This is a genomic window from Streptomyces scopuliridis RB72, assembly GCF_000718095.1.
GTDB lineage: Bacteria > Actinomycetota > Actinomycetes > Streptomycetales > Streptomycetaceae > Streptomyces > Streptomyces scopuliridis.
Window position 1 is genome coordinate 335127 of the sequence record NZ_JOEI01000009.1, and the last position, 21255, is coordinate 356381.

Consider the following 21255-nt stretch of genomic DNA (forward strand, 5'->3'; position numbering starts at 1 on the left):
CGAAGACAACGACCCGCACGCCGTCATGACACCCGAGATCGGCGAGTGGGTGGGTTCCCTCCACCTGCCGCCAGGTGCCATCGCTCTTCTTCGGCTTGGGCCGGATGGGGTGTCGGTGGAGTGTGTCAAAGTGTGTCGGATGATGGCAACCAGCTCACGAGAGCGTGGCCGACCTCGGGTTTCTTCGCGGGAAGCGATTGAGCGTGAGGCGATCCGGCTGTTTCGCGAACACGGGTTCGCTGCGACCACGATTCCGATGATCGCTCACGCCAGCGGGGTGAGCCGCACCAGTGTGTTCCGCTACTGGGGTTCGAAGTCGGAGATCATCTGGACGGAGTTCGATGCCCACACGCACCGGCTCACCCAGTCGCTTCAGGGGGCGGACCGCGATGCGGCGACGATGACTGCCGTCCGCGAACAGGTGGTCGCGAACCTCGCCCGATCCATTGATGCTTCGGCTCTTTGGATGGAGAGGTTCGCCATCCTCGACTCTTCCCCGGACCTCAGTGGCGAGGCGGCGGCGCACTGGCTCGACTGGGCTGGGGTCGTCGCGGACCACATCGCACGGCGGCACGGCCTGGAACCCCTGGACCTCGTGCCCCAGACCGCCGGAGCAGCCGTTCAAGCTGCTTTCCTCGCGGTTTTGCGCCGCTGGCTACCGGTCGACAATCCATCGGCGGACCTGCTGCCGGAACTCGACGCGGTGCTGCGCCCCCTCTGCGATGCGTTGCAGCAGTGGATGGACGTTCAGCTCGCCGCATCCGGCGAGGTGTGATGCGCCGGCGCGAGCAATCACCTGGGGGAGGGATTGTTTTTGGTACTGAGTACCAGTAATGTGGGCCGCGCCGAAGATGTCTTGACGTCGAGACACTGTCGACCCTGAACCGCGAGCCGCGGTCCACGGACAGCGAAGAAGAACGGACCCGAGATGGGCAAGCTTGACGGCAAAGTCGCCATCATCACCGGAGCAGCGCAAGGCATGGGCGAGGCGCACGCCCGGCGCTTCGTCAAGGAGGGCGCGAAGGTCGTCCTCACCGACCTCAACGAGGAGCGCGGCGCGAAAATCGCCGCCGAACTCAGTCCCCATGTGTTGTTCATCCGCCATGACGTCTCCTCTCTTGAGGAATGGCTCGCAGTGGTCGAGCGAACCGAGGATGTCTTCGGACCCGTGAACATCCTCGTCAACAACGCCGGCATCCTCGGCCCGATCGCGGATGTGGTGGAGATCGAGCCGGACGACTACCTCAAGGTTGTCGCGGTCAACCAGCACTCCCAGGTCTGGGGCATGAAGACCGTCATCCCCTCCATGCGCAAGGCGGGTGGCGGATCCATCGTCAACATCAGCTCCACCGCCGGCATGGTCTCCGTCGTGGGAGCCCCGAGTATCGCCTACGTCGGCAGCAAGTTCGCCTCCCGCGGTATGACGAAGCAGGTGGCTGTGCAGTTCGGCCCTGACCAGATCAGGGTCAACTCCGTCCACCCCGGATACATCAAGACTCCGATGATGATTGAGGCCACTGACGAGAACGGCGGCGGCGTCGCCGACACGGTCCCGCTGCGACGCCTGGCCGACCCGGACGAGGTGGCCAGCCTCGTGCTCTTCCTCGCCTCTGACGAGTCGTCGTACGTCAGCGGGATGGAACACGTCATCGACGGTGGACTCATCGCCTCCTGACGCCGTAAGACTGCGCGGAGTGGTGCCGGGCCTTTGCCCCCTCAGGGGAACCCGGCGCCACACAGCGGCCCGATGACCCGCCTGGCGGCGAGCGCGTCCAGGCCGGTGGTGGGCTCGTCCAGGACGAGTACGGGCGCGTCGCGCAGCATCGCGCGGGCGATGGCGACGCGCTGGAGCTGCCCGCCGGACAGCCGGGCCGTGCCCGGGTCGATCGGGGTGTCGTAGCCGTCGGGCAGCGCGGAGATGAAGGTGTGCGCGGCGGCGTCCGTGGCCGCCCGCACCACCTCCTCGTCGGTGGCCCCCGGCCGCCCGCACGCGATGTTCCCGCGGATCGTGTCGTGCAGGATCAGCGTCTCCTGCGGCAGCAGGGTGATCTGCTCGCGCAGGAAGGTCACGGGGACGGCGTCCAGCGGTACGCCGTCGAGGCGTACGGACCCCTCGGCCGGGTCGTAGAAGCGCGGCAGCAGCTTGGACACGGTCGACTTGCCGGCCCCGCCGGCCCCTGTGATCAGTACGAACTCCCCGGGCCGGGCGGCGAACGTGATGCCGCTGAGCGTGTCGCGCTCCGCGCCGATGTAGACGTCTGCTTCTTCGCAGGGGCCGGCTTCTGCGCCTTGTGGCTGTCCTTGGGCGCGAAATGGAGATGAGCTGTGCTTGACCTGTCGGTGACATGAGAGATTTTTAAGGCGTTTTCGGGAATCGCCACGCCATTGGCTGTACGGAATTCGCCGCTCCGCGCGACGCGTCAGACCACCTCTTCCAGTTCCTGGAGCAGCTTGCGCTTCGGGCGGGCTCCGACCATGGACTTCACCGGCTCGCCCGCGCGGAACACCATCAACGTCGGCATCGCGAGGACCCCGTACCGCGCCGTGACCTCGGGGTTGCTGTCCACATCGAGCTGGACGACCTTGAGCCGGTCGGCCTGCTCCCCGGCCACGGCGCTCAGCACCGGCGCGAGTTGCCGGCAGGGCCCGCACCAGTCGGCGGTGAATTCCACGAGGACCGGGAGTCCGGCCTTGAGCACCTCATTGTCGAAGTCCGCGTCCGTCACGGCGTCGACACCCTCTATCGCGATCATTTCTCTGTCTCTCCTCGATTGACGCGGCCGAATTCGCGCGCGCTTTTGTGCGGCATCAGCCTTGTGCGACATCAGTTTTTGTGCGGCGTCGATTTGTGCGGCGTCAGTTCGCAGCGCGGTTCAGGACCGCCCGGCACCTCCGCTTCGGCCGCCAGCCCGGCGCGCGCCGCCTCGGCCTGGGCGAGCTGCGCCCCGACCTGGGCACGTACCGACTGAAGCTCACCGATCAGCCCGTCCAGCTCGCCGAGCTTGCGGCGGTAGACGGCGAGCGAGGCGGGACAGGAGTCCCCGGCCGGATGCCCGGCGCGCAGGCACTCCACGAACGGCCGCGTCTCCTCCAGATCGAACCCGAAGTCCTGAAGGGTCCTGATCTGCCGGAGGAGCCGCAGATCGCTCTCGTCGTACGTGCGGTAGCCGTTCACCGCGCGCCGGGCGGGCAGCAGCCCGCGTGACTCGTAGTAACGCAGAGTCCGCGTGGTCGTCCCCGCCCGCTCCGCAAGCTCGCCGATTCGCATGTCTCGACCGTAATCCTTGACGCCGAGGTCAAGGCAAGGAGCGAGCAGCAAGGCACGGAGCAAGGCATTGACGGTACGCCCCGGTGCCGTTACAAGACGTACTGAGAGCGCTCTCAGTCTCCCCTCGGCACCATCCGCAGGCACCATCCGCACCGGAGGTGTTCCTTGAGAACCAGCCGCATCAGATCCACTCCCCGCAGCACTCCGCGCACGCCCCTCATCGCCGCGATCCTCGCCATGGCCGTCGCACTGGCCGGCTTCATCGGCGTCACCGGCGCCGGCACCGCCCAGGGCGCGATACCGCCCGCGCCCGGCTGGAACCTCCAGTGGGGCGACGACTTCAACGGCGCGGACCGCACCCCGCCCTCCGCCGCCAACTGGCAGACCGACACCGGCCACGGCTACCCCGGCGGGCCGGGTAACTGGGGCACCGGCGAGATCCAGAACTACACCGCCAGCCCCGACAATCTGAGCCTCGACGGCAATGGAAACCTCCGTATCACCCCGCTCAGGGACGGCGCGGGCAACTGGACCTCGGCCCGGATCGAGACCCAGCGCGCCGACTTCAAGGCTCCGGCGGGCGGCACCCTCCGTATCGAGGGCCGTATCCAGATGCCGAACGTGACGGGCGACGCCGCGCTCGGCTACTGGCCCGCCTTCTGGGCCCTCGGCTCGCCGTACCGGGGCAACTACTGGAACTGGCCGGGCACCGGTGAGTTCGACATCATGGAGAACGTCAACGGGATCAACTCCGTCTGGGGCGTGCTGCACTGCGGAGTGAACCCCGGCGGCCCCTGCAACGAGACCACCGGCCTCGGCGCCAGCCGCGCCTGCCCCGGGGCCAGTTGCCAGTCCGCGTTCCACACCTACCGCTTCGAGTGGGACCGCGCGGTCACCCCCAACGAGCTGCGCTGGTACGTGGACGACCAGCTCTTCCACACCGTGCGGCAGAACCAGATGGACGCCGGCACCTGGGCCAATATGACCGACCACGCCGGGTACTTCATCCTTCTCAACGTGGCGATCGGCGGCGCGTTCCCCGACGCACTCGGTGGCCGGACCCCGACCGCCGCGACCGTCCCCGGCCGCTCCATGCTCGTCGACTACGTGGCCGTCTGGACCCGTGGCGGCACGCCCCCGACCGACCCGCCGCCCTCGGGTTCCTCGACGCTGTACGCGCGGACGGGCGCCGGACTCGGTGACTCCACCGGCTCGGCCGCGTCGGCCACGCTCGCCACGGCGGGCGGCGCCAACTACGACGGCACGCCGCACACCCCGCAGGTCTTCACCTCCAGCGGGATCACCCGTACGTACAACGGCGGCGCCACCCAGTTCGACCTGTTCGTGGACGCGGGGACGTCGGTCGGCAACGGCCAGCAGGTGAGGGTGAGTTACGACCGTACGGGCGACGGCACCTGGGACCGTACGGAGACCTACGAGTACTTCGCGACCGACCCCGTCCCCGGCTATGAGCACTACACCCAGGCCAGGGGCCTGAAGTCGGCCACCGGATCGCACGGCGATCTGGTCAACGGGAAGGTACGGATCGAGGTCTGGAACGCCATCGGCACCGGCGCGAGCACGCTGGGCATCGGCAACCAGTCGGTGGTCCGGATCCCGTTCGGCTGACGCGACGCGAGGTGGCCGGTACGGATCGTCGCATCCGTACCGGCCGGGCGCGGGCGGCGGGATTCAGCGACGGGACCCCGCGTCTCGTCTTCAGGGGAGACGCCGAGGAGATCTCCGACCTGGCCGGAGATCTCGGCACGAAGCTCTTCCCGGTCGGATACGACACATACGACGGCTCGACCTTACTCATGGACGAAACCGGTCGGTTCTTCTTTTCGCACCACACCGGGGCATATCACCTTGGGTGCGAAAAGTACGAGGCACTGATGAGCTTGATGAGCGGTGAAATGGAGGATGCGGAGGACTACTTTGTCTGACGTCGTTCCCGGCGTGGCCGCGTCTCTGCTCGTCGACGGTCCTCTCGGCCGGACCGGCTACCGTCCGGGCCCCGGATAGAGGATCGCATCGAGCACCTCCAAAGAGCGGCTCAGGTCCCGCGGTTCGCCCATGACGGGGAGCCGGTCGGCGGGTGGGTGGCCGGAAGGGATTCTTTCGTCGCGCCCGCTGTCGGTCCTGGCGGCTACGGTATCGCCGGGGAGGAAGCACCATGATGGAGACGGTCTTTCACAGCGATGACCTTCCGCCGACGGAGCGGCTGGCCCGCTTCGACGCGTTTCAGGTCGACAGTCCGCACCCGATGCGGGTGGAGAGCGGTGAGCCGGCGCGGTTCAGTGCCACGGCGCGGGCGCTGGACCTCGCGTCCGTGAACGTCGTCGAGCTGACCTGCTCGCCTTCGGACGTACGGCGCACCCCACGGCTGATCCGGCTGTGCGACCCCGAGCTGTACTCGGTTGTCTTCGCACTGCGCGGCGGGCTCGGTGTCGTCCAGGACGCCCGCGAGGCGGAGTTGGGGCCGTTCGACTTCGCGCTGTACGACAGCTCGCGCCCCTTCGACGTGAAGATCGCCACCGACCGGGGGACGGCCGCGCTCGTACGCGCCCACGTACCCCGCGCGCTGCTGCCCCTGCCCGCGGACCGCAGCGCGGAGCTGATGGCGGTGCCGCTTCCCGGTCGGGCGGGTGTGGGGGCGCTGCTCACGCAGTTCCTCACCAGCCTGACCACCGACTCCGCCGCCTACCGGCCGGCCGATGCCCCCCGGCTGGGTACGGTCGCCCTCGACCTGCTCACCGCGGTGCTCGCCCACCATCTCGACGCCGACGCACGGGTGCCGGACGACTCCCGGCAGCGCGCACTGCTGCTGCGCATCGAGGCGTTCGTACAACAGCATCTGCACGATCCCGAGCTGTCACCCGGCGCCATCGCCGCCGCCCACCACATCTCCGTCAGTTACCTGCACCGCCTCTTCCGCGCGCGCGACAGCACCGTCGCGGCCTGGATCCGCGACCAGCGCCTCGAACGCGCCCGCCGTGACCTCACCGACGGCACGCTGCGGACCGTACCCGTCCACCGGATCGCGGCCCGCTGGGGCTTCCCCGACCACGCCACCTTCACCCGCGCCTTCCGCGCCGCCTACGACCTCCCACCCCGGGACTACCGCCACCGCGCCCTCACCTCCCCGGCGTAGCCGGCTTTCGCGTGGCCGCCGCCTCCCCCGTGGACGGCGGCCACGGAGGCCGGCACTCGACAGCGCGACCGTCGCCTGCCGCAACAAGGATGTGCGACGCCGCCGGTGCGGTCTTTGACGCGTGGTGCACGACTACTTGACGAAGCGTTCACTCCAGCGCGTCGGCCCTCCGGGCTCGTTACGGGAAGCCGACTGTGCCGCCCCAGAGCGTCGGGGGCGGCCCGGCCGATGGTGCCGGCGAGGTCGGCGGGTCCGGCCGGGGGCAGGATTCCGGTCGCGGTGGTGACGGTGTCGGCGGCGGTGGTCTGCAGGACGGTGAAGCTGATGCGGTCCATGTCCAGGCCGGGCCGGGTGCGGGCAGTGTCAGCGGCGGTGCGGATCAGGGCGTGGTAGGTGGTGAGCAGGGCGTGGACCTCCTGGTCGAGGCCGGTCAGGCTGCGGGAGCGCAGGACGTGGCCGTCCAGCGTGGTCGCCTTGATCGAGAAGTACGTCGTCTCCGACTGCCACCGCTCGGGTAGAGATCCACGAGCCCGGCGGCTGGGTGGGCGGCCGGGCCGAGGAGGCTGGTGAGCAAGCGCCACTCCTCGGGTGCGGACGGTGCCATCGGCCAGGGTTGCGGTGACGGACGCCTCGATGACGCGGACGGTCAGCAGGACGGGCAGGACGCCGTAGCCGATCCGGGCCAGGTAGGAGCCGTCGCCCAGGTGCCGGAAGGGGATGGGTACCCGGCGGGCGGAGGAGCGGACCAGGAACTGGGCGCCGGTGGCCTGGACGTCCCGGGCGAACTCGTTCGCATCGAAGCCGGCATCGGCCAGCAGGAGCATCGTGCGGTCCAGCACACTCAACAGGCGGCCCGCGTAGGTGAGTTCGCCGTTACTCTCGGGGCCGAACGCGGGCCAGGACGGCGCGGGTGCCACACTCGACCAGGACCACGAGTCGCAAGCGGATTCTCTTTCGCCGACCATCGCCCGCACCAGCGTTCGTCCAGAGGTCAGCGGCCCGAGCTCGCTGCCACCCGCTCAGGAAGGTTGTCGGCGTCGGGAAGTTCGACGAGGGCACGCCGGAACTCCGTCGGGTTGACGCCACGGATGCGTTTGAACGCCGCGCTGAACCCGAAGGCATCCGAGTAGCCGACCTCGCGGGCGATCTCGGCAAGGGTCGCCGCCTCCCGTTCCCGCATGAGGTCGGCTGCGATCATCATCCGCCAGCGGGTGAGGTAGGTCAGCGGCGGTTCGCCCACCAGGTCGGCGAAGCGTTTCGCGAGGGTGGCGCGTGACACCCCGGCCCGGTCGGCCATGGAGGAGACCGTCCATGGTGCGGCCGGGTCATCGTGCAGCAGCCGCAGCGCTTGGCCGACGACCGGGTCACGGTGTGCGGAGTACCAGGCCGGGGGCTCGCCGCCGGGCCGGTCGAACCACTCGCGCAGCGAGCACACCAGCATCCAGTCCAGCAGCCGGTCGAGCACGATCTGCTGGCCCGGGGCGTCGACGGCGACCTCCGCGGCCAGAAGGGTCCGCACGGCGTCGGCCGTACCGTCGGGTGCGACGCGCAGGATGTCGGGCACCGTGTCCAGCAGTCGCCCACCGATCTCGCCCTGGACCGGGTAGGCGCCGGTGACCAGCGTCGTCGCGCCATCCGGACCACCGTGAGGGCCGTCGTGCCAGCCCAGCCGATGACGGGTCCCGCCCTGATCAGGCGTCGCGCACTCCTTCCCGCACTCGATCGGCTCGGCCGCGGTGCCGATCTCGTCGACGAAGGAGAACGGCGCGGGGCCACGCAAGATCAGCGTCTCACCGGCGGTGAGGTACTCGGGCGGGTGCCCCTCAGGAAGGATCCAACCGGACCCTTCGAGCACGGTGCACAGCGTCAGCGGCGCGCCGTCGACGAACAGCAACGACCAGGGCGCGGTCAGGGTCGAACTGCCGAACAACGACCCCTGGGCTCGCACCCCGCGGAACATTTCCCCGAAGGCATCCATGAGGCGATGGTAGACGCTCGCACAGGCAATCCAGCTTCTCACCTATGGATTCGTCCATTGGGCGTCGTAAGAATCGACGTCATGAACAACAGCACCACCCTCGGCCTAGGCGCCACCGGCCGCCGCGTCGCCGTCCGGTTGAGGCTGCGCGGCACGCCGGTGCACGCGGCCTCTCGCTCCAGCGCTACCCAATTCGACTGGACCGACCCCGGCAGCTGGAACGCGACCCCGCAGGGTGTTGCCGCTGAAAAGCCAACGAACGGAGAACTGAAATGACGCTTGAATCCTCGATCCGGGCCGGTGACCTTCCGGTGGCGACCAGCCTTCTTCACGCCGGAACGGACCCGAACCTTCGCGGCGCGGACGGCCTTACGCCGCTGATGATCGCCGCAGGCCTCGGCCAGCCCTATATGGTCGATCTTCTGCTGGCGGCCGGCGCCGACGTGTTCGGGGTCGAGCGGCGCATGGGCGCAACAGCGCTGCACAAGGCGGCGCAGTCGGGCAATGTCGATGTGATCGGGTCGCTTCTGGATCATGGCGCCTTTGTCGATCAGCAGTCGCCGATCCTGGGCAATACGCCGTTGATGGATGCCGTCTTGCACAAGCAGGAGGAAGCCGTTGAGTTGCTCCTGAAGCGGGGCGCCAAGACGACGGTTACCAACGTTTGGCAGCAGACCGCGCTCGACATCGCTCGTTCTGATGGCCTCGACGCAATCGCGGGCCTGATCGAGGGGCAGATCGAGCACAATGAGGAACAAGTCGGCGCCTTGAAGCTGGTTGCAGCTGTCAAGACGGGTGACCCGGACGAGGTCGAGCGGCAGATCGCGGCGGGAGCCCCCCTCAACGAAAAAGTCCCGATGGTGGGAAGCCCTGACGACAATTACACGCCGCTCGGAATCGCCGCGCGAGACGGGCATCCCGAAATTGTGCGTGTGCTTATCGAAGCGGGCGCGGACCCGTACCGAATCATCGGGTTGATGGGCGGCACCGCCCTCCACGACGCAACCTATTTTGGGCACGCCGACATCGTCCGGCTGCTGACACAGGTTTCCCAGAACGCCGGCAAGGAGGTGCCCGAGATCGATGCGCAAGGCCCCTATAACGGGCTTTGCGCGCTTCACGACGGCGTATGGCATGGGCATCTTGAGGTCGTGAAGGCGCTGGTCGAGGCCGGAGCGCATCTCGATCTTCGAGGCCATACGGGCGTCACCCCAAGGGAGCTGGCGCTTCTGTACGGCTTTGAGGAAATCGCCCGCTTCATCGAGACTGCGGAAAATTCCTGAACCTCATTCTCCGACAATGGAGCTGTGACATGAGCGAGACCATCCATCCTCACCCCTTCGCCTTCCCCGATTCCGCGCTCGAAGATTTGCGCCGGCGGCTCTTGAGCACCCGCTGGCCCGAGCGCGAGCCGGTGGCCGATTCCAGCCAGGGCGCACCATTGGCGCGCATGCAGGCGCTGATCGACTATTGGCGAGATGACTATGACTGGCGCGCAGCCGAAGGGCGGCTGAACGCGCTCAACCCGTCCACGACGCGGATAGACGGGCTCGACATCCACTTCCTTCACGTGCGTTCGCCGGAACCGGACGCAACGCCGCTGGTGATCACGCATGGCTGGCCCGGCTCGCCGTTCGAGATCGCGAAGTCGGTGCCGCTGCTAGCAGACCCTCGAGCTCATGGTGGCGATCCTCGGGACGCCTTTCATGTCGTCGTTCCTTCGATGCCCGGGTTCAGCCTTTCCGGGAAGCCGACGGAGACCGGCTGGGGCGCGGAGCGTATCTCGCGCGCCTGGGTCGAGTTGATGCGGCGGCTCGGGTACGACCGGTTCGTCGCGCAGGGCGGCGATTGGGGTTATGCCATCACCAACGCGCTCGGCGCCATCGGCGCGCCGACGGTGCAGGCAGTCCATTTCAATATGTTCCCCGTTTTCGAGACGCTGGAGGCCCAGGACGAGGGTGAGCGGCGCGGACTGGAACGCCTGCGCGACTTCCAGGCGAACAAGTCGGGGTATCAGCTCGAACAGATCCAGAGCCCGCAGACAATTGGCTATGCACTCACCGACTCCCCGGTGGGGCAGGCGGCGTGGCTCTACGAACTGTACGAACGTTGGACGGACAATGACGGTGATCCCGAACAGGCGCTGAGCCGCGACGATATGCTCGACAACATCACGCTGTACTGGCTTACCGCGACCGCCGCCTCGTCCGCCCGCATCTACTGGGAGAGCATGCGCAGTTTCCGGGAGCAGGAGATCGCAGTCCCCGTCGGCTTCAGCCAGTTCCCGAGCGATCTCCATCTGGCCAGTCGACGGTGGGTGGAGGAACGCTATCCGACCTTGGTCCACTACAATGAGCTGCCGAAGGGCGGGCATTTCCCGGCATGGGAACAGCCCGAGCTGTTCGTCGAAGAGGTCCGCGCCAGCTTCCGCGCCCCACGATGAGAATTCGCTGAGCTCTACCACCGATATGTCTAGCGTCCGGCAGTCTCCTCGCTGTCCAGGGCCCGACGGCGCATAGGAGCGGCACCGCTGCGGCGGCTGTCCGAGATCCTCGCCGGGCCCGTCGCCCACCTCGGGCAGGCCGGTTCGTGCTATCGAGGGCTTCGGACCGTGGCCGTGGACGGCACCGCATCAAGGCCCGCACCCGCAAAAACCCCACCAGCAAGTACAGGGCGGCCTGCTCACCCTGGCGGGGTTCGCGTACGCGCCGCAGCTGTCGGACCTGCCGGTCGTCCGCCAACTGGGGCTCTGCCTACGTCGAGTTGAGCCGTCGTGTTCCCGGTGCCACCGGGGCGGCGTTGCTGTGCGGGCCGGGACGGGGGAGCCGGTGCTTGGGGCAGCCGGAGTCGGGGCCATAGCCGTCGACTGCCCGGCTTCGACTCTACGAGGCGATCGGGCGGTCGGCCAGATGGGCGAGCTCGGTGAAGAAGGCGCGGTAGAGGGGCTCGTCGGCGGTCGGGATCTCGTGCCGGAAGAACACCGGTCCGGCGCCCGGCACGCTCCCGTAGACCGGTTCGCCCAGGTCCTCGGCGGTACCGAAGCACAGCCGGGTCCGGCCCCCTCGACGTGTCTCGGCGTACACCGTCACCCAGGCCAGCGGGTAGCGGTACGGCCCGATGACGTTGGTGCGCCGGAAGACCTCGACGATCCCCCGGTCGACCTGGATGTACAGACGGTCGTGCTGGAAGACCTTCGGCTCCGGCGCTTCCATCTCAGACCACCCTCCGGTCGGCGAGCGCGGCCACCTCGGTGAAGTACGCGCGGAACAACGGCTCGTCGCCGGGCGGTACCCGGAACGCGGGCGAGGTGCTGTACCAGAAGGCGGCCTGGTCGGTGCCGTAGAGCACGGCGCTCGGATCGCGTACGGTGCCGATGAACAACTGGCCGGGCCGGGCGGGCTTCTTGTAGTGCACCAGTGCCCCGAGCCACCGCAGCGGCACCCGGAGCTCGGATCTGCCCATGGTGAACAGTTCGAACACCCCTCGGTCCACGCGCAGATGCAGGTTCTCGTAGTCGAACGTCAGCGGCTCCATGGCGGGAAGATAGCCCGGCTCCCTGGTCACAGCGCGACCACCCCCACCACGGCCGCCGCCGCCACGACCAGCACACCCACCACGTTGACGACCATGTCCCGCTTCCAGGAGCGGCGTTCGGCCTCGACGTCCAGGACGAAGAGGGCCGGGTCGTCGGGGGCGTAGTGGATCGTGAGGTTCAGGCCCCGTGATCCGGCGGGGTCCGGGATTCCGGACTCGCAGTAGGCCGTGACCTCCCTGCCGTCGAGGGTGGTGAAGGTGACGACCGGCATCAGGTTGGTCAGGGTGTGGCCGTCGTTGGAGTCGACGGTGACACTCTTGAGGACGGCGACGACACGGCCGGATACGGCGGCCATGGCGGCCAGTTGGTCGATACGGCGGTTCCTGTCGCGGATGTTCCCGGGCAGGTGGTACAGGCCAGAGAGGGCCCAGGGCCCGCAGAAGCCGAGTAGCGCCCACGGCCAGCCCCAGTCGATCGCGGCGACGGCGACCAGACCGGCGTAGACGAGGAAGAGCGCGAAGTTCGCCCAGCCGAGGCCGCGCCCGCCTTCGGAGAGGTGGTTGGCGAACCGGAAGGCGTGGGGTCTGCCGCGCGGATAGTGGACCCCGATCTCCCGGCCCTTCCAGGCCACGCTGATCCTCTCGCCGCGCTCACCCTCGTTGGTGACGGTGAACTCCTGCCCGGTGGACGGGTCCTGGAAGGAGACGACCACGGCTATCCCGTCGCTCGGGGAGCTTCCGTGCCGGGGCTCGTCCACCCGCTCGATCCGTCCCGTCGCCCGGACCGTCCGCTGCGCCCGGGTCATCCCGGCCAGCGACCTCCCGTATCCGACCAGCGCCCACGCGCCGAACACCCCGCACCACAGCACCAGATACACATGCCAGTCCATGGATCAGCCTCCTGCCGAGACGCGCCGTACGACCTTGCCCTGCCCGTCCGCCTCCAGATAGGCGGTGCCTTCGGAGCCGGTCACGGAGACCCTGAGGGCCACCCTGCCGGTGAGGCGGTCGGCGGTGAGCTGCCAGGTGCGCGGGGAGCCGACGCCGAGCGTGGTCGTGGCCTCCTTCACCAGGGCCGGAACACGGTCGTACGGCAGGGAATCCAGGTCGAGTCGGAGGGCCGCCTGGGTGCCAGTGGGGGCGAAGACGACCGTCAGCAGGCGTTCCTGTACGACGACGGTGAGCGCCCGCTGCTTGTCCTCGCCCTTGGCGAGCGCGGCGACGGAACGGCCCAACCTGCCCTCGTCCAGGAAGGATTGACCGGGGCCGAGGGCCACCGTGCCGGACGCCGACGACACGGTGGTCGTGGACGACGAGGAGGTGCTGGAGGAGGAGACCGAGGGCCGCGCGGTGTCGGAGTCGTCCTGGTCGAACAGGCTCGCGCGGAACAACAGGACGACCAGGGCCGCGCCGAGCAGCAAACCGAGGAACCCGACCAGGGTGGCACCGCAGCCTTTCAAAGGGTCGCTCGCCCGGGCCGGTCCGGGTGCCGAGTCGAGGCGGGCCGAGGCGGCCCGTTCCTCCCAGTCCGGTGTCGGTCGTTTGACGATCCTCACCTTCAGCGGCCGGTCCGGCGGGTACTGGACGACCAGGATGCCGCGCGGCCTGTAGTCGGGCAGGTCGGCGAGGTTGATGTCCTGCGTGAACTCGACGCGGTACGCCGGTGCGTCGTCCGGTGCGACGGTGAGGTCGAACTTCACCGGTATGTCGCTCGTTTCACCCCCGACGGCCTCCAGGCTCTCGATCATCGCGAGGGCCAGGTGCGGCGGGATCTCCGCTTCCCGGGCGCGCCTCGGCAGGCCGGCGAGGTAGCGGATCAGGACGTAGACCGCGAGCAGGCACGCGCCCCCGACGATCAGCGGCTCGTTCGAAATGGCGATCCCGACGACGACGGCCGCCAGGGACGCCCCCGTCACGCCACCCGTGAGGAACCCCCGGGCGAGCGCGAGCCTGTTGTGCGTGGGCGGCGGCGCGGCGCTCGTGGTGATCGTCATACGGGCGATTGTGCAGGGCTCAGGAGACGTCCGGTAGGCCTCAGCATGATCTTCCGGCAGGTACCGACGCTGAGCTGGTGCTGCACGGCGCTGAGTTCGCCCGGTGTCGGAGTGGCCAGTGTCAGCCGGAGCACTCGCGGTCGATACGGACCGGTGGCGAACGCGTCCGCTGTTCCTCAACCCCCGGCTCGCAGCGGCAGAAGCACACCTCACGCTCCCACCACAAGCCCTCACGTGACGTCAAAACAAACTGACATCGCGAACTCGGTCAGAAGGCGACTCCCACAGTCACCTATACAGCCAGTGGAACGAAGACCCCAAGCCCTTCATCTGGACCAAGACCGCTGAAGAGATCCTCGACTCCCTCGCCCGATTCTGCTGAGGCATCTCCGGCGCAGGACACTACGGCAGGTGCTCTCATTGCGCGCTTGTGACCAGTTCCTGGAGCGCGGTGATACCGGGCGTGGGGCAGGCGCGGCACCTGCACGTGGTGTGTGGTCGCCACGCGGGAGGCGTGCGCCCCATGACGTTGTCTCGCCGTACCCCCGGCGCGCACTGGCGCCCGCGCCCGCTGGTCTTCGCCACCGACACCGAGGCGCACCGACGTCTCCTGACCGCCCTGCGCCGCCATGTCCGTCGTGAGCAGCGGGCCGAGGGCCACACCGGCTGTCCCGTCGACATCGTGACCATCTCCCGCACCGTGCTCGCGGCCCTCGCTCTGCGGGTCGCTCTCCCCGAGCGCGCCTGGGTGGACACCACCATCCTCAAGCTCCGCGGGAACCTCGAACTCCTGCTGCGCGAGGACCTGGGCGGCCCCGGCCCACTTGTGGGTGCCCTGCGCGAGGACGCCCTCCGGCTGCTCGACCTCTCCTGCCCCGCGGCGCCACCGCTCCCGCCCCTGCACGCGTACGAGTTGATGCGCGCCCTCGCCGGCACCACGCGCTCGTTCGCCGTCCTCTACCAACTGCGCCGATCGGCGAGGGAACGCGGCCAGTGAGCCCCGTCAAGGCCCAAGCCCTGTACGTCGTCGCGATCACCGCCGTCGGCGGCTCGATCCTCGTGGCACTCCGGCGCGGCTGCTAGGGCGAGTTCGTGGAGTTCCGTCACCGCGCCTGGCCCCTCGCCACCTGGTTGGTTATTCCGGCGCGGTGTCGCGTACGACGGCGTACAGGCCGCGCGTCTTTGCGCCGTCCGGGAGAAGCCAGTCGGCAGTGACGTGCCCCAGGGCCTGTGGGGCATGGGTGGTTGACTCAGCCTGCTCGGGCCGCAGGACGCGATTCACCCGGATGGTCAACGGCCTGGCTGGTCCACTCAGCACGCGGACATCGGTACCGTGCGGCCCGTTTGTCACGTCCATGGAGCTGATCGATGCCGCGTGGCCGGCCTCGGCGAAGTGGGCGGTGACGGACGGGTCCGGGGCGTTGCTCACGCTCTGGGCCTGCGGCTCGGCCTCGCCGAGGATGAGGGCGAGCAACTGGGAGACGAGCACGGGGTCGTGCGTTCCGTCGTAGATCCAACGCCGCCCCAGCACGCCGTGCTCCGACGTGCCGATGAGCGCGTGATCGGCGCCGGGGAGCGGTGCCCCACGGTAGCTGAGGGGCACGTGGTATGTGATCGGCTCGCCCCCGGACTCGTCGGTGACGGCCATGAACTCGATCCCCACCTCGCCCTTCGGATCGTCCAGCCGGAAGCCGCCGGCCTTGGTCAGCTGCGGCTCGTGCCCACTGCCGAGGTGCCAGGACTGAGCGGGAAGCCACGAGGCGAGAAGCTCAAGCTTGCCGGGCGTCATGGTGGTGCGGTGGATGACAGCCATGTCTGGCCCCTCTCTTGGTGACTGCGCTCATCCTGCCCCAAGACAATCAACCGGTCCCACTCCGGTACGACCGCTCGCATCTCCCGAGCGAGCTCCCGGGGGGCCGAGCCGCGCCAGGCCCACGGCCGCGGCGCGGGGTCAGGCGAACGACGGAAGCACACCGACCGGGGTGTCCAGCCAGGGGCGGGTGGTGCCGTCCTGGTCCACGGTCAGGCCGAAGCGGTCGACAGCGGGCCGTCCCCGGCTGATCCACCAGGACAGGGCCTGCTCCACTTCGTCCCAGAGGCGGCGCGGGCCCGACTGGTAGACCGTGGCGTCCGGCGCGCCCGGGCCGAAGACGACGGCCGCCCATGACTGACTGAGGAAGTCGAAGAACCACGCCTTCGCGTCCCCTTCTTCGCCCGAGTCAGCCGCGTTCACGACATGGGCGCAGTCGGGCACGCAGAGCCCGATGACGAAGTACGGGGTTTCGTAGCGGTCTCCGAGATCCGCCAAGGTGCGCGACGTTCGCGACGCGTCGGCGTCGCCCGGGAACTCCTTGACGTGCTCCACGAACCGGTTCCAGTCCAGGCGTTGATCGCGAAGCTTCATGAACTCGACCATGCGGAGGAAGTGGCCGACCCCGCGCCCGTCCTCGCCGACGGTCAGCCGGACCAGCGCGTCCTGGTTGCTGTAGTGCGTACCCCATGGCGCGAGGATGCTTCCGCCCGGCCGCGTCTGCTCCAGCCATCGCGTCGGGATGGTCCGTACGCCCGCCGTGACGATCACCCGGTCGTACGGTGCCCCGGCCGGCCAGCCCTCCCGGCCGTCCCCCTCGACCAGTCGTGGGCTGAGCCCGGCACGCGTCAGCGCGTCCGAGGCCCCTGCCGCCACCGCCCGGTCGATCTCGACGCTCACCACGTTCTCGTTGCCCAGACGATGCGCGAGGAGCCCGGCGTTCCAGCCGGTGCCGGTGCCCACCTCCAGCACCCGCATACCGTCACGCACGTCCAGGTCCCGCAGCATGGATGCCACGACCGACGGCATGCTCGCCGAACTGGTCCCCCGCGAGCCCGGCGCGGTACCCACGTGCTCTCCGTCGTCCCACTGGGTGACCACCGGGATGTCCTCATACGCGGCCCGCTCCCAGCCGGCCGCGTCTTCGCTCCTGACGACGGGCTCGCTACGGCCGGTCGCCATGTCGTACGCCCAGAACAGATCCGGCAGGAACAGCGAGCGCGGTACGGCTCTGAACGCGTCGGCCCACTCCAGCGTCAGGACTCCGGTCCCGAGGAGATGCCGTGTCAGTTCCTCACCGGCGCGGCCCTCGTTTTCAGACCTGAGTGTCACTTGCGATGCTTTCCGCCACCTTCTGGCGACCCACCATCCGGAGGTGGTGGCGGCAGTGGAGTCCACGGCTGCCCCGGCAGCTTGTCCTGCTTCTCATCGTCCCCACCGTCCTTGCTCCTGCTCACCTGTTCAGCCATCGGCAGACGCTCCCCTCGCACGAGTCACCCGAATCACCTCTCAGTAATTGAAGCAATCGCCGGTCATCGACACGAGGCGTTGGCAACTTCTCGCCGCCCCGTCGGGGCGCGAACGGCCCCCGCCGCACGCCCCGCGCACGCCCGGCGCGGCTCGTACCCATTTGCCGTGCAGTAGGCATATCCCCGAAATGGTCGAGGTACTTATCTCTCGCCCACAACGTCCGCGCTCGTCCTGGAGTACGCGATGACCGAAATCGGGGAAACGACCACCTGTCCGTTCGACTTCAGCAAGGGCCTGGACTTCGACCCCTCGCTCGGCGACCTCATGTCCCAGGGGCCCGTCACCCGGATCCGGCTGCCCTACGGCGAGGCGGATGCCTGGCTGGTCACGAATTTCGACGGGGTACGGCAGGTGACGACCGATCCCCGGTTCAGCCGCGCGGGCATCATGAGCCACAACTACCCCAGGATGACCCCGGAGCCGATCGTCTCCCCCGAGTCGATCAATGTGATGGACCCGCCCATCAGCAGCCGGCTGCGGCGGCTGGCCTCGCAGGCGTTCACGCCGCGGCATGTGGACCGGATGCGGCCGGCCGTCGAGGGCATCGTCGACCAGCTCCTCGACGCGATGGCCGCGGACGGGCCGTCGGCCGATCTGGTCGGGCATCTGTCGAACAAGCTCCCCCAGCACACCATCTGCGAGCTGCTGGGCATCGCGGAGCCCGACAGGCCGCGGATGCAGGAGTACGCCCATCAGCTGCTGTCCACCGCCCCCGACTCGCGCCAGGCAGCGGCGGACGCCAAGGCGCAGCTGCGTGAGTACTTCGGCGGGCTGGTGGCCGAGCGGCGGCGCACCCCCGGGGACGATCTGATCAGCGCGCTGGCCGCCGCCAAGGACGGCGACGACGTCCTGGACGACAAGGACCTGGCGGTCATGTCGCTGACGCTCATGCTGAGCGGCCATGACACGGCGACCTGCCAGATCAGCAATATCGCGTACCTCCTGCTCACCCGCCCGGAGCTGATGGACCTGGTGCGCGGCCGCCCCGAGTCGCTCACGCAGGTGCTGGACGAGCTCCTCCGGTACATCCCCTTCCGCAAGGGCGTGGGCATTCCGCGCGTCGCCCTGGAGGACGTGGAGATGGGCGGGGTACAGATCCGGGCCGGTGACTTCGTCCATGTGTCGTATCTGACGGCGAACCGCGATCCGGAGCGGTTCGCCGACCCCGATGTCATCGACCCGCACCGTCCGCCCACTCCGCACATGACGTTCGGCTGGGGCGGGCACCGCTGTATCGCCGCTCCCCTGGCCATGGCGGAGCTGGAGGCCGTCATCGGCCGGCTGGTGGACCGCTTCCCGGGGCTGCGGCTAGCCGTGCCGGCCGAGGAGCTGCGCTGGGACACGGAGACGATCCGGCGCTTCCCGCACGAGCTGCCGGTGGCCTGGTAGGCAGCCCGCCCCCGCCCCCGGACCGCCGCCCCAGCCCCGGACCGCCCGTCCGTGCCGCTGCCGTCCGTACCGGTGCCCGATCACATCGGTACGGACGGCAGGGGTACGGACGGCGGCGGGCCACGGACGGCAATGGGGCACGGACGGCGATGGCTACGTCCCGAAGACTACGGCGAGCCGGTCACCGCAGCGGCTGCCCGGGGAAGCGCTCGGCCAGGGCGCGGACGGCGGCGATCTCCTCGGCCGGCTCGTACACCCCGCCCTTGAGCTTGGCCGAATACGATCTGCGCCATGTCCGACGACAGCGGCGGCGTACGCGAAGTGAAGTCGGCGGCCCGCACCGTCGAGCTGCTGGAAGTCCTCGCGGCCCGGGGCGACCGGCCCGCCCGGCTGCGTGAGCTCGCCGAGGAGCTGGGCGTACCGCGCAGCAGCATGTACGCCCTGCTCCAGACGCTGATCGACCGCGGCTGGGTCCGTACGGACACCACGGGATCGCTGTACGGCATCGGCATCCGGGTGCTGCTCACGGGCACCAGCTATCTGGACGCCGACCCGCGCGTGGGCGCCGCGCGCCCGTTCCTGGACGAGGCGTCCGACGCGCTCGGCGAGACGATTCACCTCGCCCGGCTTGACGGCGGCGATGTCGTCTATCTCGCCACCCGCGAGTCGCACGAGTATCTGCGCCCCGTCAGCCGGGTCGGCCGCAGACTGCCGGCGCACGCCGGGGCGCTCGGCAAGGCGCTGCTCGCGGAGCGCGACCCGGACGGACTGCCGCTGCCGGAGGGCCCGCTGAAGCGGCTGACCCCTAATACCCACCCCGACCGCGCGTCACTCGCCGAGGATCTGGCGCGGGTACGGGAGCGCGGCTTCGCGATCGACCGGGAAGAGGGCATGGCGGGCATCACCGGGTTCGGCTTCGCGCTGCGCTACGACGTACCCGCCACGGACGCCGTCAGCTGCTCGGTGCCGACGACGCGCCTGACGGAGGAGCACGAGCGGCGGATCGTCGCGGTGATGCGGGAGATCAGGGCCAAGATCGAGGCGACGGCACCGAGGGCGGCGGTCTCGGCGCCGCAGTGGCGGTAGGGCCGGCCCTCACGTACCCCCACGCACACGAGCACGACAGACCGGCCGCACGGAAGCGTCTCCGTACGGCCGGTCTTCGTGGGGCCGGGGTGATGGGGGGAGACCCCGGCCGGGATCATGGTGCGAGAGGGAGGATCAGACCCCCGCCTTGTCCGCCTTCTCCATGCTGCGCGGCTCGGGCACGTCCTGCGTCCCGTCCCCCGCCTCGGCGGCCGGACCGTGGTCGTCCACCAGGGTCTTCTCGTCGAACGGGATGTTTCCGGCCAGCACCTCGTCCACGCGGCCCTTGTCGATCTCCTTGGTCCACGTACCGATCAGGACCGTGGCGACCGCGTTGCCCGCGAAGTTCGTCATGGCACGCGCCTCGCTCATGAAGCGGTCGATACCGACGATCAGACCCACACCGTCGACCAGCTCGGGGCGGTGCGACTGGAGGCCGCCGGCCAGCGTCGCCAGACCCGCGCCGGTGACACCCGCCGCGCCCTTGGACGCGATGATCATGAAGAGGAGCAGCGAGACCTGCTCACCGATCGAGAGCGGGTTGCCCATGCCCTCGGCGATGAAGAGCGAGGCCATCGTCAGATAGATGGCCGTGCCGTCCAGGTTGAAGGAGTAGCCGGTCGGGACGGTGATGCCGACGACGGGCTTGCTGATACCCAGGTGCTCCATCTTCGCGATGAGCCGCGGCAGTGCCGACTCGGAGGAGGAGGTCGAGAGAATCAGCAGGAACTCGCGGCCCAGGTACTTCAGCAGCGAGAAGATGTTCACGCCCGCGATCAGCCGCAGCAGCGCGCCGAGGACGAGGAAGACGAAGAGCGCACAGGTGACATAGAAGCCGATCATGATGATCGCGAGCGACTTCAGCGCGTCGAGGCCGGTCTCGCCGACCACCGCCGCGATGGCGCCGAAGGCACCCACCGGCGCGGCCCACATGATCATCGCGAGCATCCGGAAGACCAGGCGCTGGATGTGACCGATACCGCGCAGCACCGGCTCGCCCGCGGAGCCCATGGCCTGGAGCGCGAAGCCCGCCAGCAGCGCGACCATCAGCGTCTGGAGGACCGAGCCCTCGGTGAACGCCGAGACGATCGTCGTGGGGATGATGCCGAGCAGGAAGTCCGCGGTGGACTCGCTCGCACCGCTCGCCTGGGCGGCGCCCGCGTCACGGGCGGCCTGGGTGAGGTGGAGGCCCGAACCGGGCTCCAGGATGTTTCCGACGACCAGGCCGATGGCCAGGGCGACGGTCGACATCACCATGAAGTAGCCGAGGGCGAGCCCGCCGACCGCGCCGACCTTGGCGGCCTTCCTGACCGACCCGACCCCCAGCACGATCGTGCAGAAGATCACGGGCGAGATCATCATCTTGATGAGGTTCACGAAGCCGGTACCGATCGGCTTCAGTTCGACGGCCACACCAGGAGCCGTGAAGCCCACCAGAATGCCGAGCGCGACGGCGACGATCACCGCGATGTACAGATAGTGGGTACGGTCCCGCCTTGCGGCCACGGGTCC

At 69.0% G+C, this 21255-nt stretch carries 22 protein-coding genes and 1 pseudogene; 11 read left to right on the forward strand and 12 right to left on the reverse strand.

Annotated features, from left to right (window positions below; translation table 11 throughout):
* Positions 1 to 139: 139 nt before the first annotated feature.
* Positions 140 to 775 carry an acyl-CoA-like ligand-binding transcription factor gene (locus tag IF11_RS0114095; protein WP_030351905.1) on the forward strand — a complete coding sequence of 212 codons (636 nt, stop codon included), beginning with the start codon at positions 140 to 142 and terminating at the stop codon, positions 773 to 775.
* 153 nt (positions 776 to 928) lie between these two features.
* A complete protein-coding gene (locus tag IF11_RS0114100; RefSeq protein WP_030351906.1) occupies positions 929 to 1675 on the forward strand; it encodes an SDR family NAD(P)-dependent oxidoreductase in 747 nt (248 codons plus the stop codon).
* A 62-nt stretch (positions 1676 to 1737) separates the two neighbouring features.
* Here the strand turns inward: IF11_RS0114100 and IF11_RS0114105 are convergent.
* From IF11_RS0114105 to IF11_RS0114115, 3 genes and pseudogenes are all read right to left on the reverse strand, one after another.
* Positions 1738 to 2253 (reverse strand): annotated as a pseudogene (locus IF11_RS0114105) (ATP-binding cassette domain-containing protein); the annotation flags it as partial.
* Positions 2254 to 2420: 167 nt separating this feature from the next.
* On the reverse strand, positions 2421 to 2753 hold the full coding sequence (gene trxA / locus IF11_RS0114110) for a thioredoxin (RefSeq protein WP_030351908.1): 333 nt from the start codon (positions 2751 to 2753) through the stop codon (positions 2421 to 2423).
* 71 nt (positions 2754 to 2824) lie between these two features.
* A complete protein-coding gene (locus IF11_RS0114115; RefSeq protein ID WP_030351909.1) occupies positions 2825 to 3268 on the reverse strand; it encodes a MerR family transcriptional regulator in 444 nt (147 codons plus the stop codon).
* 165 nt (positions 3269 to 3433) lie between these two features.
* On the opposite strand from IF11_RS0114115, the gene IF11_RS0114120 reads away from it, so the two are divergent.
* From IF11_RS0114120 to IF11_RS0114130, 3 genes are all read left to right on the forward strand, one after another.
* Complete coding sequence (locus tag IF11_RS0114120) at positions 3434 to 4897, forward strand: glycoside hydrolase family 16 protein (RefSeq protein ID WP_420894612.1); 1464 nt, start codon at positions 3434 to 3436, stop codon at positions 4895 to 4897.
* 11 nt (positions 4898 to 4908) lie between these two features.
* Positions 4909 to 5214, forward strand: coding sequence for an SUKH-3 domain-containing protein (locus tag IF11_RS40110; RefSeq protein WP_240627769.1), 306 nt, complete (start codon positions 4909 to 4911; stop codon positions 5212 to 5214).
* Between the two features lie 230 nt (positions 5215 to 5444).
* The gene (locus IF11_RS0114130) at positions 5445 to 6422 is read left to right on the forward strand and encodes an AraC-like ligand-binding domain-containing protein (RefSeq protein WP_030351912.1); all 978 of its coding nucleotides are present in this window, start codon (positions 5445 to 5447) and stop codon (positions 6420 to 6422) included.
* Here IF11_RS0114130 and IF11_RS36600 read toward each other — a convergent pair.
* Positions 6389 to 7339, reverse strand: coding sequence for a hypothetical protein (locus IF11_RS36600; RefSeq protein WP_051745880.1), 951 nt, complete (start codon positions 7337 to 7339; stop codon positions 6389 to 6391). The genes IF11_RS0114130 and IF11_RS36600 overlap by 34 nt on opposite strands.
* A gap of 74 nt (positions 7340 to 7413) precedes the next feature.
* Entirely contained in the window at positions 7414 to 8400 is a 987-nt protein-coding gene (locus tag IF11_RS0114140) for an AraC family transcriptional regulator (protein ID WP_030351913.1), read from the reverse strand.
* Positions 8401 to 8481: 81 nt separating this feature from the next.
* Here IF11_RS0114140 and IF11_RS40115 point away from each other — a divergent pair, with 81 nt between their 5' ends.
* The 3 genes from IF11_RS40115 to IF11_RS0114150 are packed head-to-tail and all read left to right on the forward strand — an operon-like array spanning position 8482 to position 10843.
* Complete coding sequence (locus IF11_RS40115; RefSeq protein ID WP_206300693.1) at positions 8482 to 8676, forward strand: hypothetical protein; 195 nt, start codon at positions 8482 to 8484, stop codon at positions 8674 to 8676.
* Positions 8673 to 9683 (forward strand): ankyrin repeat domain-containing protein, encoded by a 1011-nt coding sequence (locus IF11_RS0114145; RefSeq protein ID WP_030351914.1) that lies wholly within the window; start codon positions 8673 to 8675, stop codon positions 9681 to 9683. Before IF11_RS40115 ends, IF11_RS0114145 begins: the two co-directional genes overlap by 4 nt.
* Before the next feature lie 29 nt (positions 9684 to 9712).
* Positions 9713 to 10843 (forward strand): epoxide hydrolase family protein, encoded by a 1131-nt coding sequence (locus IF11_RS0114150; protein WP_030351915.1) that lies wholly within the window; start codon positions 9713 to 9715, stop codon positions 10841 to 10843.
* 439 nt (positions 10844 to 11282) lie between these two features.
* On the opposite strand, the gene IF11_RS0114155 is transcribed toward IF11_RS0114150, so the two are convergent.
* Genes IF11_RS0114155 through IF11_RS0114170 form a run of 4 tightly spaced genes read right to left on the reverse strand, consistent with a single transcriptional unit; the run spans position 11283 to position 13928 of the window.
* Positions 11283 to 11612 (reverse strand): hypothetical protein, encoded by a 330-nt coding sequence (locus IF11_RS0114155; protein WP_030351916.1) that lies wholly within the window; start codon positions 11610 to 11612, stop codon positions 11283 to 11285.
* Between the two features lies 1 nt (position 11613).
* Positions 11614 to 11964, reverse strand: a complete 351-nt coding sequence (locus tag IF11_RS0114160) for a hypothetical protein (protein ID WP_133243286.1) — start codon at positions 11962 to 11964, stop codon at positions 11614 to 11616.
* Positions 11961 to 12824, reverse strand: a complete 864-nt coding sequence (locus tag IF11_RS0114165) for a DUF3592 domain-containing protein (protein WP_030351918.1) — start codon at positions 12822 to 12824, stop codon at positions 11961 to 11963. The genes IF11_RS0114160 and IF11_RS0114165 overlap by 4 nt, the downstream gene beginning before the upstream one ends.
* Before the next feature lie 3 nt (positions 12825 to 12827).
* A complete protein-coding gene (locus tag IF11_RS0114170; RefSeq protein WP_030351919.1) occupies positions 12828 to 13928 on the reverse strand; it encodes a hypothetical protein in 1101 nt (366 codons plus the stop codon).
* Between the two features lie 523 nt (positions 13929 to 14451).
* On the opposite strand from IF11_RS0114170, the gene IF11_RS37735 reads away from it, so the two are divergent.
* Positions 14452 to 14925, forward strand: a complete 474-nt coding sequence (locus tag IF11_RS37735; protein ID WP_051745882.1) for a hypothetical protein — start codon at positions 14452 to 14454, stop codon at positions 14923 to 14925.
* A 138-nt stretch (positions 14926 to 15063) separates the two neighbouring features.
* Here IF11_RS37735 and IF11_RS0114185 read toward each other — a convergent pair whose 3' ends face one another.
* Together IF11_RS0114185 and IF11_RS0114190 are read right to left on the reverse strand one after the other, a co-directional pair.
* Positions 15064 to 15741 (reverse strand): maltokinase N-terminal cap-like domain-containing protein, encoded by a 678-nt coding sequence (locus IF11_RS0114185; RefSeq protein WP_030351921.1) that lies wholly within the window; start codon positions 15739 to 15741, stop codon positions 15064 to 15066.
* A 138-nt stretch (positions 15742 to 15879) separates the two neighbouring features.
* Complete coding sequence (locus tag IF11_RS0114190; protein ID WP_030351922.1) at positions 15880 to 17070, reverse strand: methyltransferase domain-containing protein; 1191 nt, start codon at positions 17068 to 17070, stop codon at positions 15880 to 15882.
* Between the two features lie 381 nt (positions 17071 to 17451).
* On the opposite strand from IF11_RS0114190, the gene IF11_RS0114195 reads away from it, so the two are divergent.
* Together IF11_RS0114195 and IF11_RS0114200 are read left to right on the forward strand one after the other, a co-directional pair.
* The gene (locus tag IF11_RS0114195; RefSeq protein WP_030351923.1) at positions 17452 to 18657 is read left to right on the forward strand and encodes a cytochrome P450; all 1206 of its coding nucleotides are present in this window, start codon (positions 17452 to 17454) and stop codon (positions 18655 to 18657) included.
* 291 nt (positions 18658 to 18948) lie between these two features.
* Positions 18949 to 19743: an IclR family transcriptional regulator gene (locus tag IF11_RS0114200; RefSeq protein ID WP_030351924.1), complete on the forward strand. Its 795-nt coding sequence runs from the start codon at positions 18949 to 18951 to the stop codon at positions 19741 to 19743.
* 135 nt (positions 19744 to 19878) lie between these two features.
* Here the strand turns inward: IF11_RS0114200 and IF11_RS0114205 are convergent, their stop codons facing one another.
* On the reverse strand, positions 19879 to 21249 hold the full coding sequence (locus IF11_RS0114205) for a cation:dicarboxylate symporter family transporter (protein WP_030351925.1): 1371 nt from the start codon (positions 21247 to 21249) through the stop codon (positions 19879 to 19881).
* Between the last annotated feature and the right edge of the window lie 6 nt (positions 21250 to 21255).

What these genes read in the sequence shown, in the direction of transcription:
- IF11_RS0114095 (WP_030351905.1), top strand. Translation starts at nt 140, where the DNA reads ATGATGGCAACCAGCTCACGAGAGCGTGGCCGACCTCGGGTTTCTTCG.
- IF11_RS0114100 (WP_030351906.1), top strand. Translation starts at nt 929, where the DNA reads ATGGGCAAGCTTGACGGCAAAGTCGCCATCATCACCGGAGCAGCGCAA.
- trxA (WP_030351908.1), bottom strand. Translation starts at nt 2,753, where the DNA reads ATGATCGCGATAGAGGGTGTCGACGCCGTGACGGACGCGGACTTCGAC.
- IF11_RS0114115 (WP_030351909.1), bottom strand. Translation starts at nt 3,268, where the DNA reads ATGCGAATCGGCGAGCTTGCGGAGCGGGCGGGGACGACCACGCGGACT.
- IF11_RS0114130 (WP_030351912.1), top strand. Translation starts at nt 5,445, where the DNA reads ATGATGGAGACGGTCTTTCACAGCGATGACCTTCCGCCGACGGAGCGG.
- IF11_RS0114140 (WP_030351913.1), bottom strand. Translation starts at nt 8,400, where the DNA reads ATGGATGCCTTCGGGGAAATGTTCCGCGGGGTGCGAGCCCAGGGGTCG.
- IF11_RS40115 (WP_206300693.1), top strand. Translation starts at nt 8,482, where the DNA reads ATGAACAACAGCACCACCCTCGGCCTAGGCGCCACCGGCCGCCGCGTC.
- IF11_RS0114145 (WP_030351914.1), top strand. Translation starts at nt 8,673, where the DNA reads ATGACGCTTGAATCCTCGATCCGGGCCGGTGACCTTCCGGTGGCGACC.
- IF11_RS0114150 (WP_030351915.1), top strand. Translation starts at nt 9,713, where the DNA reads ATGAGCGAGACCATCCATCCTCACCCCTTCGCCTTCCCCGATTCCGCG.
- IF11_RS0114155 (WP_030351916.1), bottom strand. Translation starts at nt 11,612, where the DNA reads ATGGAAGCGCCGGAGCCGAAGGTCTTCCAGCACGACCGTCTGTACATC.
- IF11_RS0114165 (WP_030351918.1), bottom strand. Translation starts at nt 12,824, where the DNA reads ATGGACTGGCATGTGTATCTGGTGCTGTGGTGCGGGGTGTTCGGCGCG.
- IF11_RS0114170 (WP_030351919.1), bottom strand. Translation starts at nt 13,928, where the DNA reads ATGACGATCACCACGAGCGCCGCGCCGCCGCCCACGCACAACAGGCTC.
- IF11_RS37735 (WP_051745882.1), top strand. Translation starts at nt 14,452, where the DNA reads ATGACGTTGTCTCGCCGTACCCCCGGCGCGCACTGGCGCCCGCGCCCG.
- IF11_RS0114185 (WP_030351921.1), bottom strand. Translation starts at nt 15,741, where the DNA reads ATGGCTGTCATCCACCGCACCACCATGACGCCCGGCAAGCTTGAGCTT.
- IF11_RS0114195 (WP_030351923.1), top strand. Translation starts at nt 17,452, where the DNA reads ATGACCGAAATCGGGGAAACGACCACCTGTCCGTTCGACTTCAGCAAG.
- IF11_RS0114200 (WP_030351924.1), top strand. Translation starts at nt 18,949, where the DNA reads ATGTCCGACGACAGCGGCGGCGTACGCGAAGTGAAGTCGGCGGCCCGC.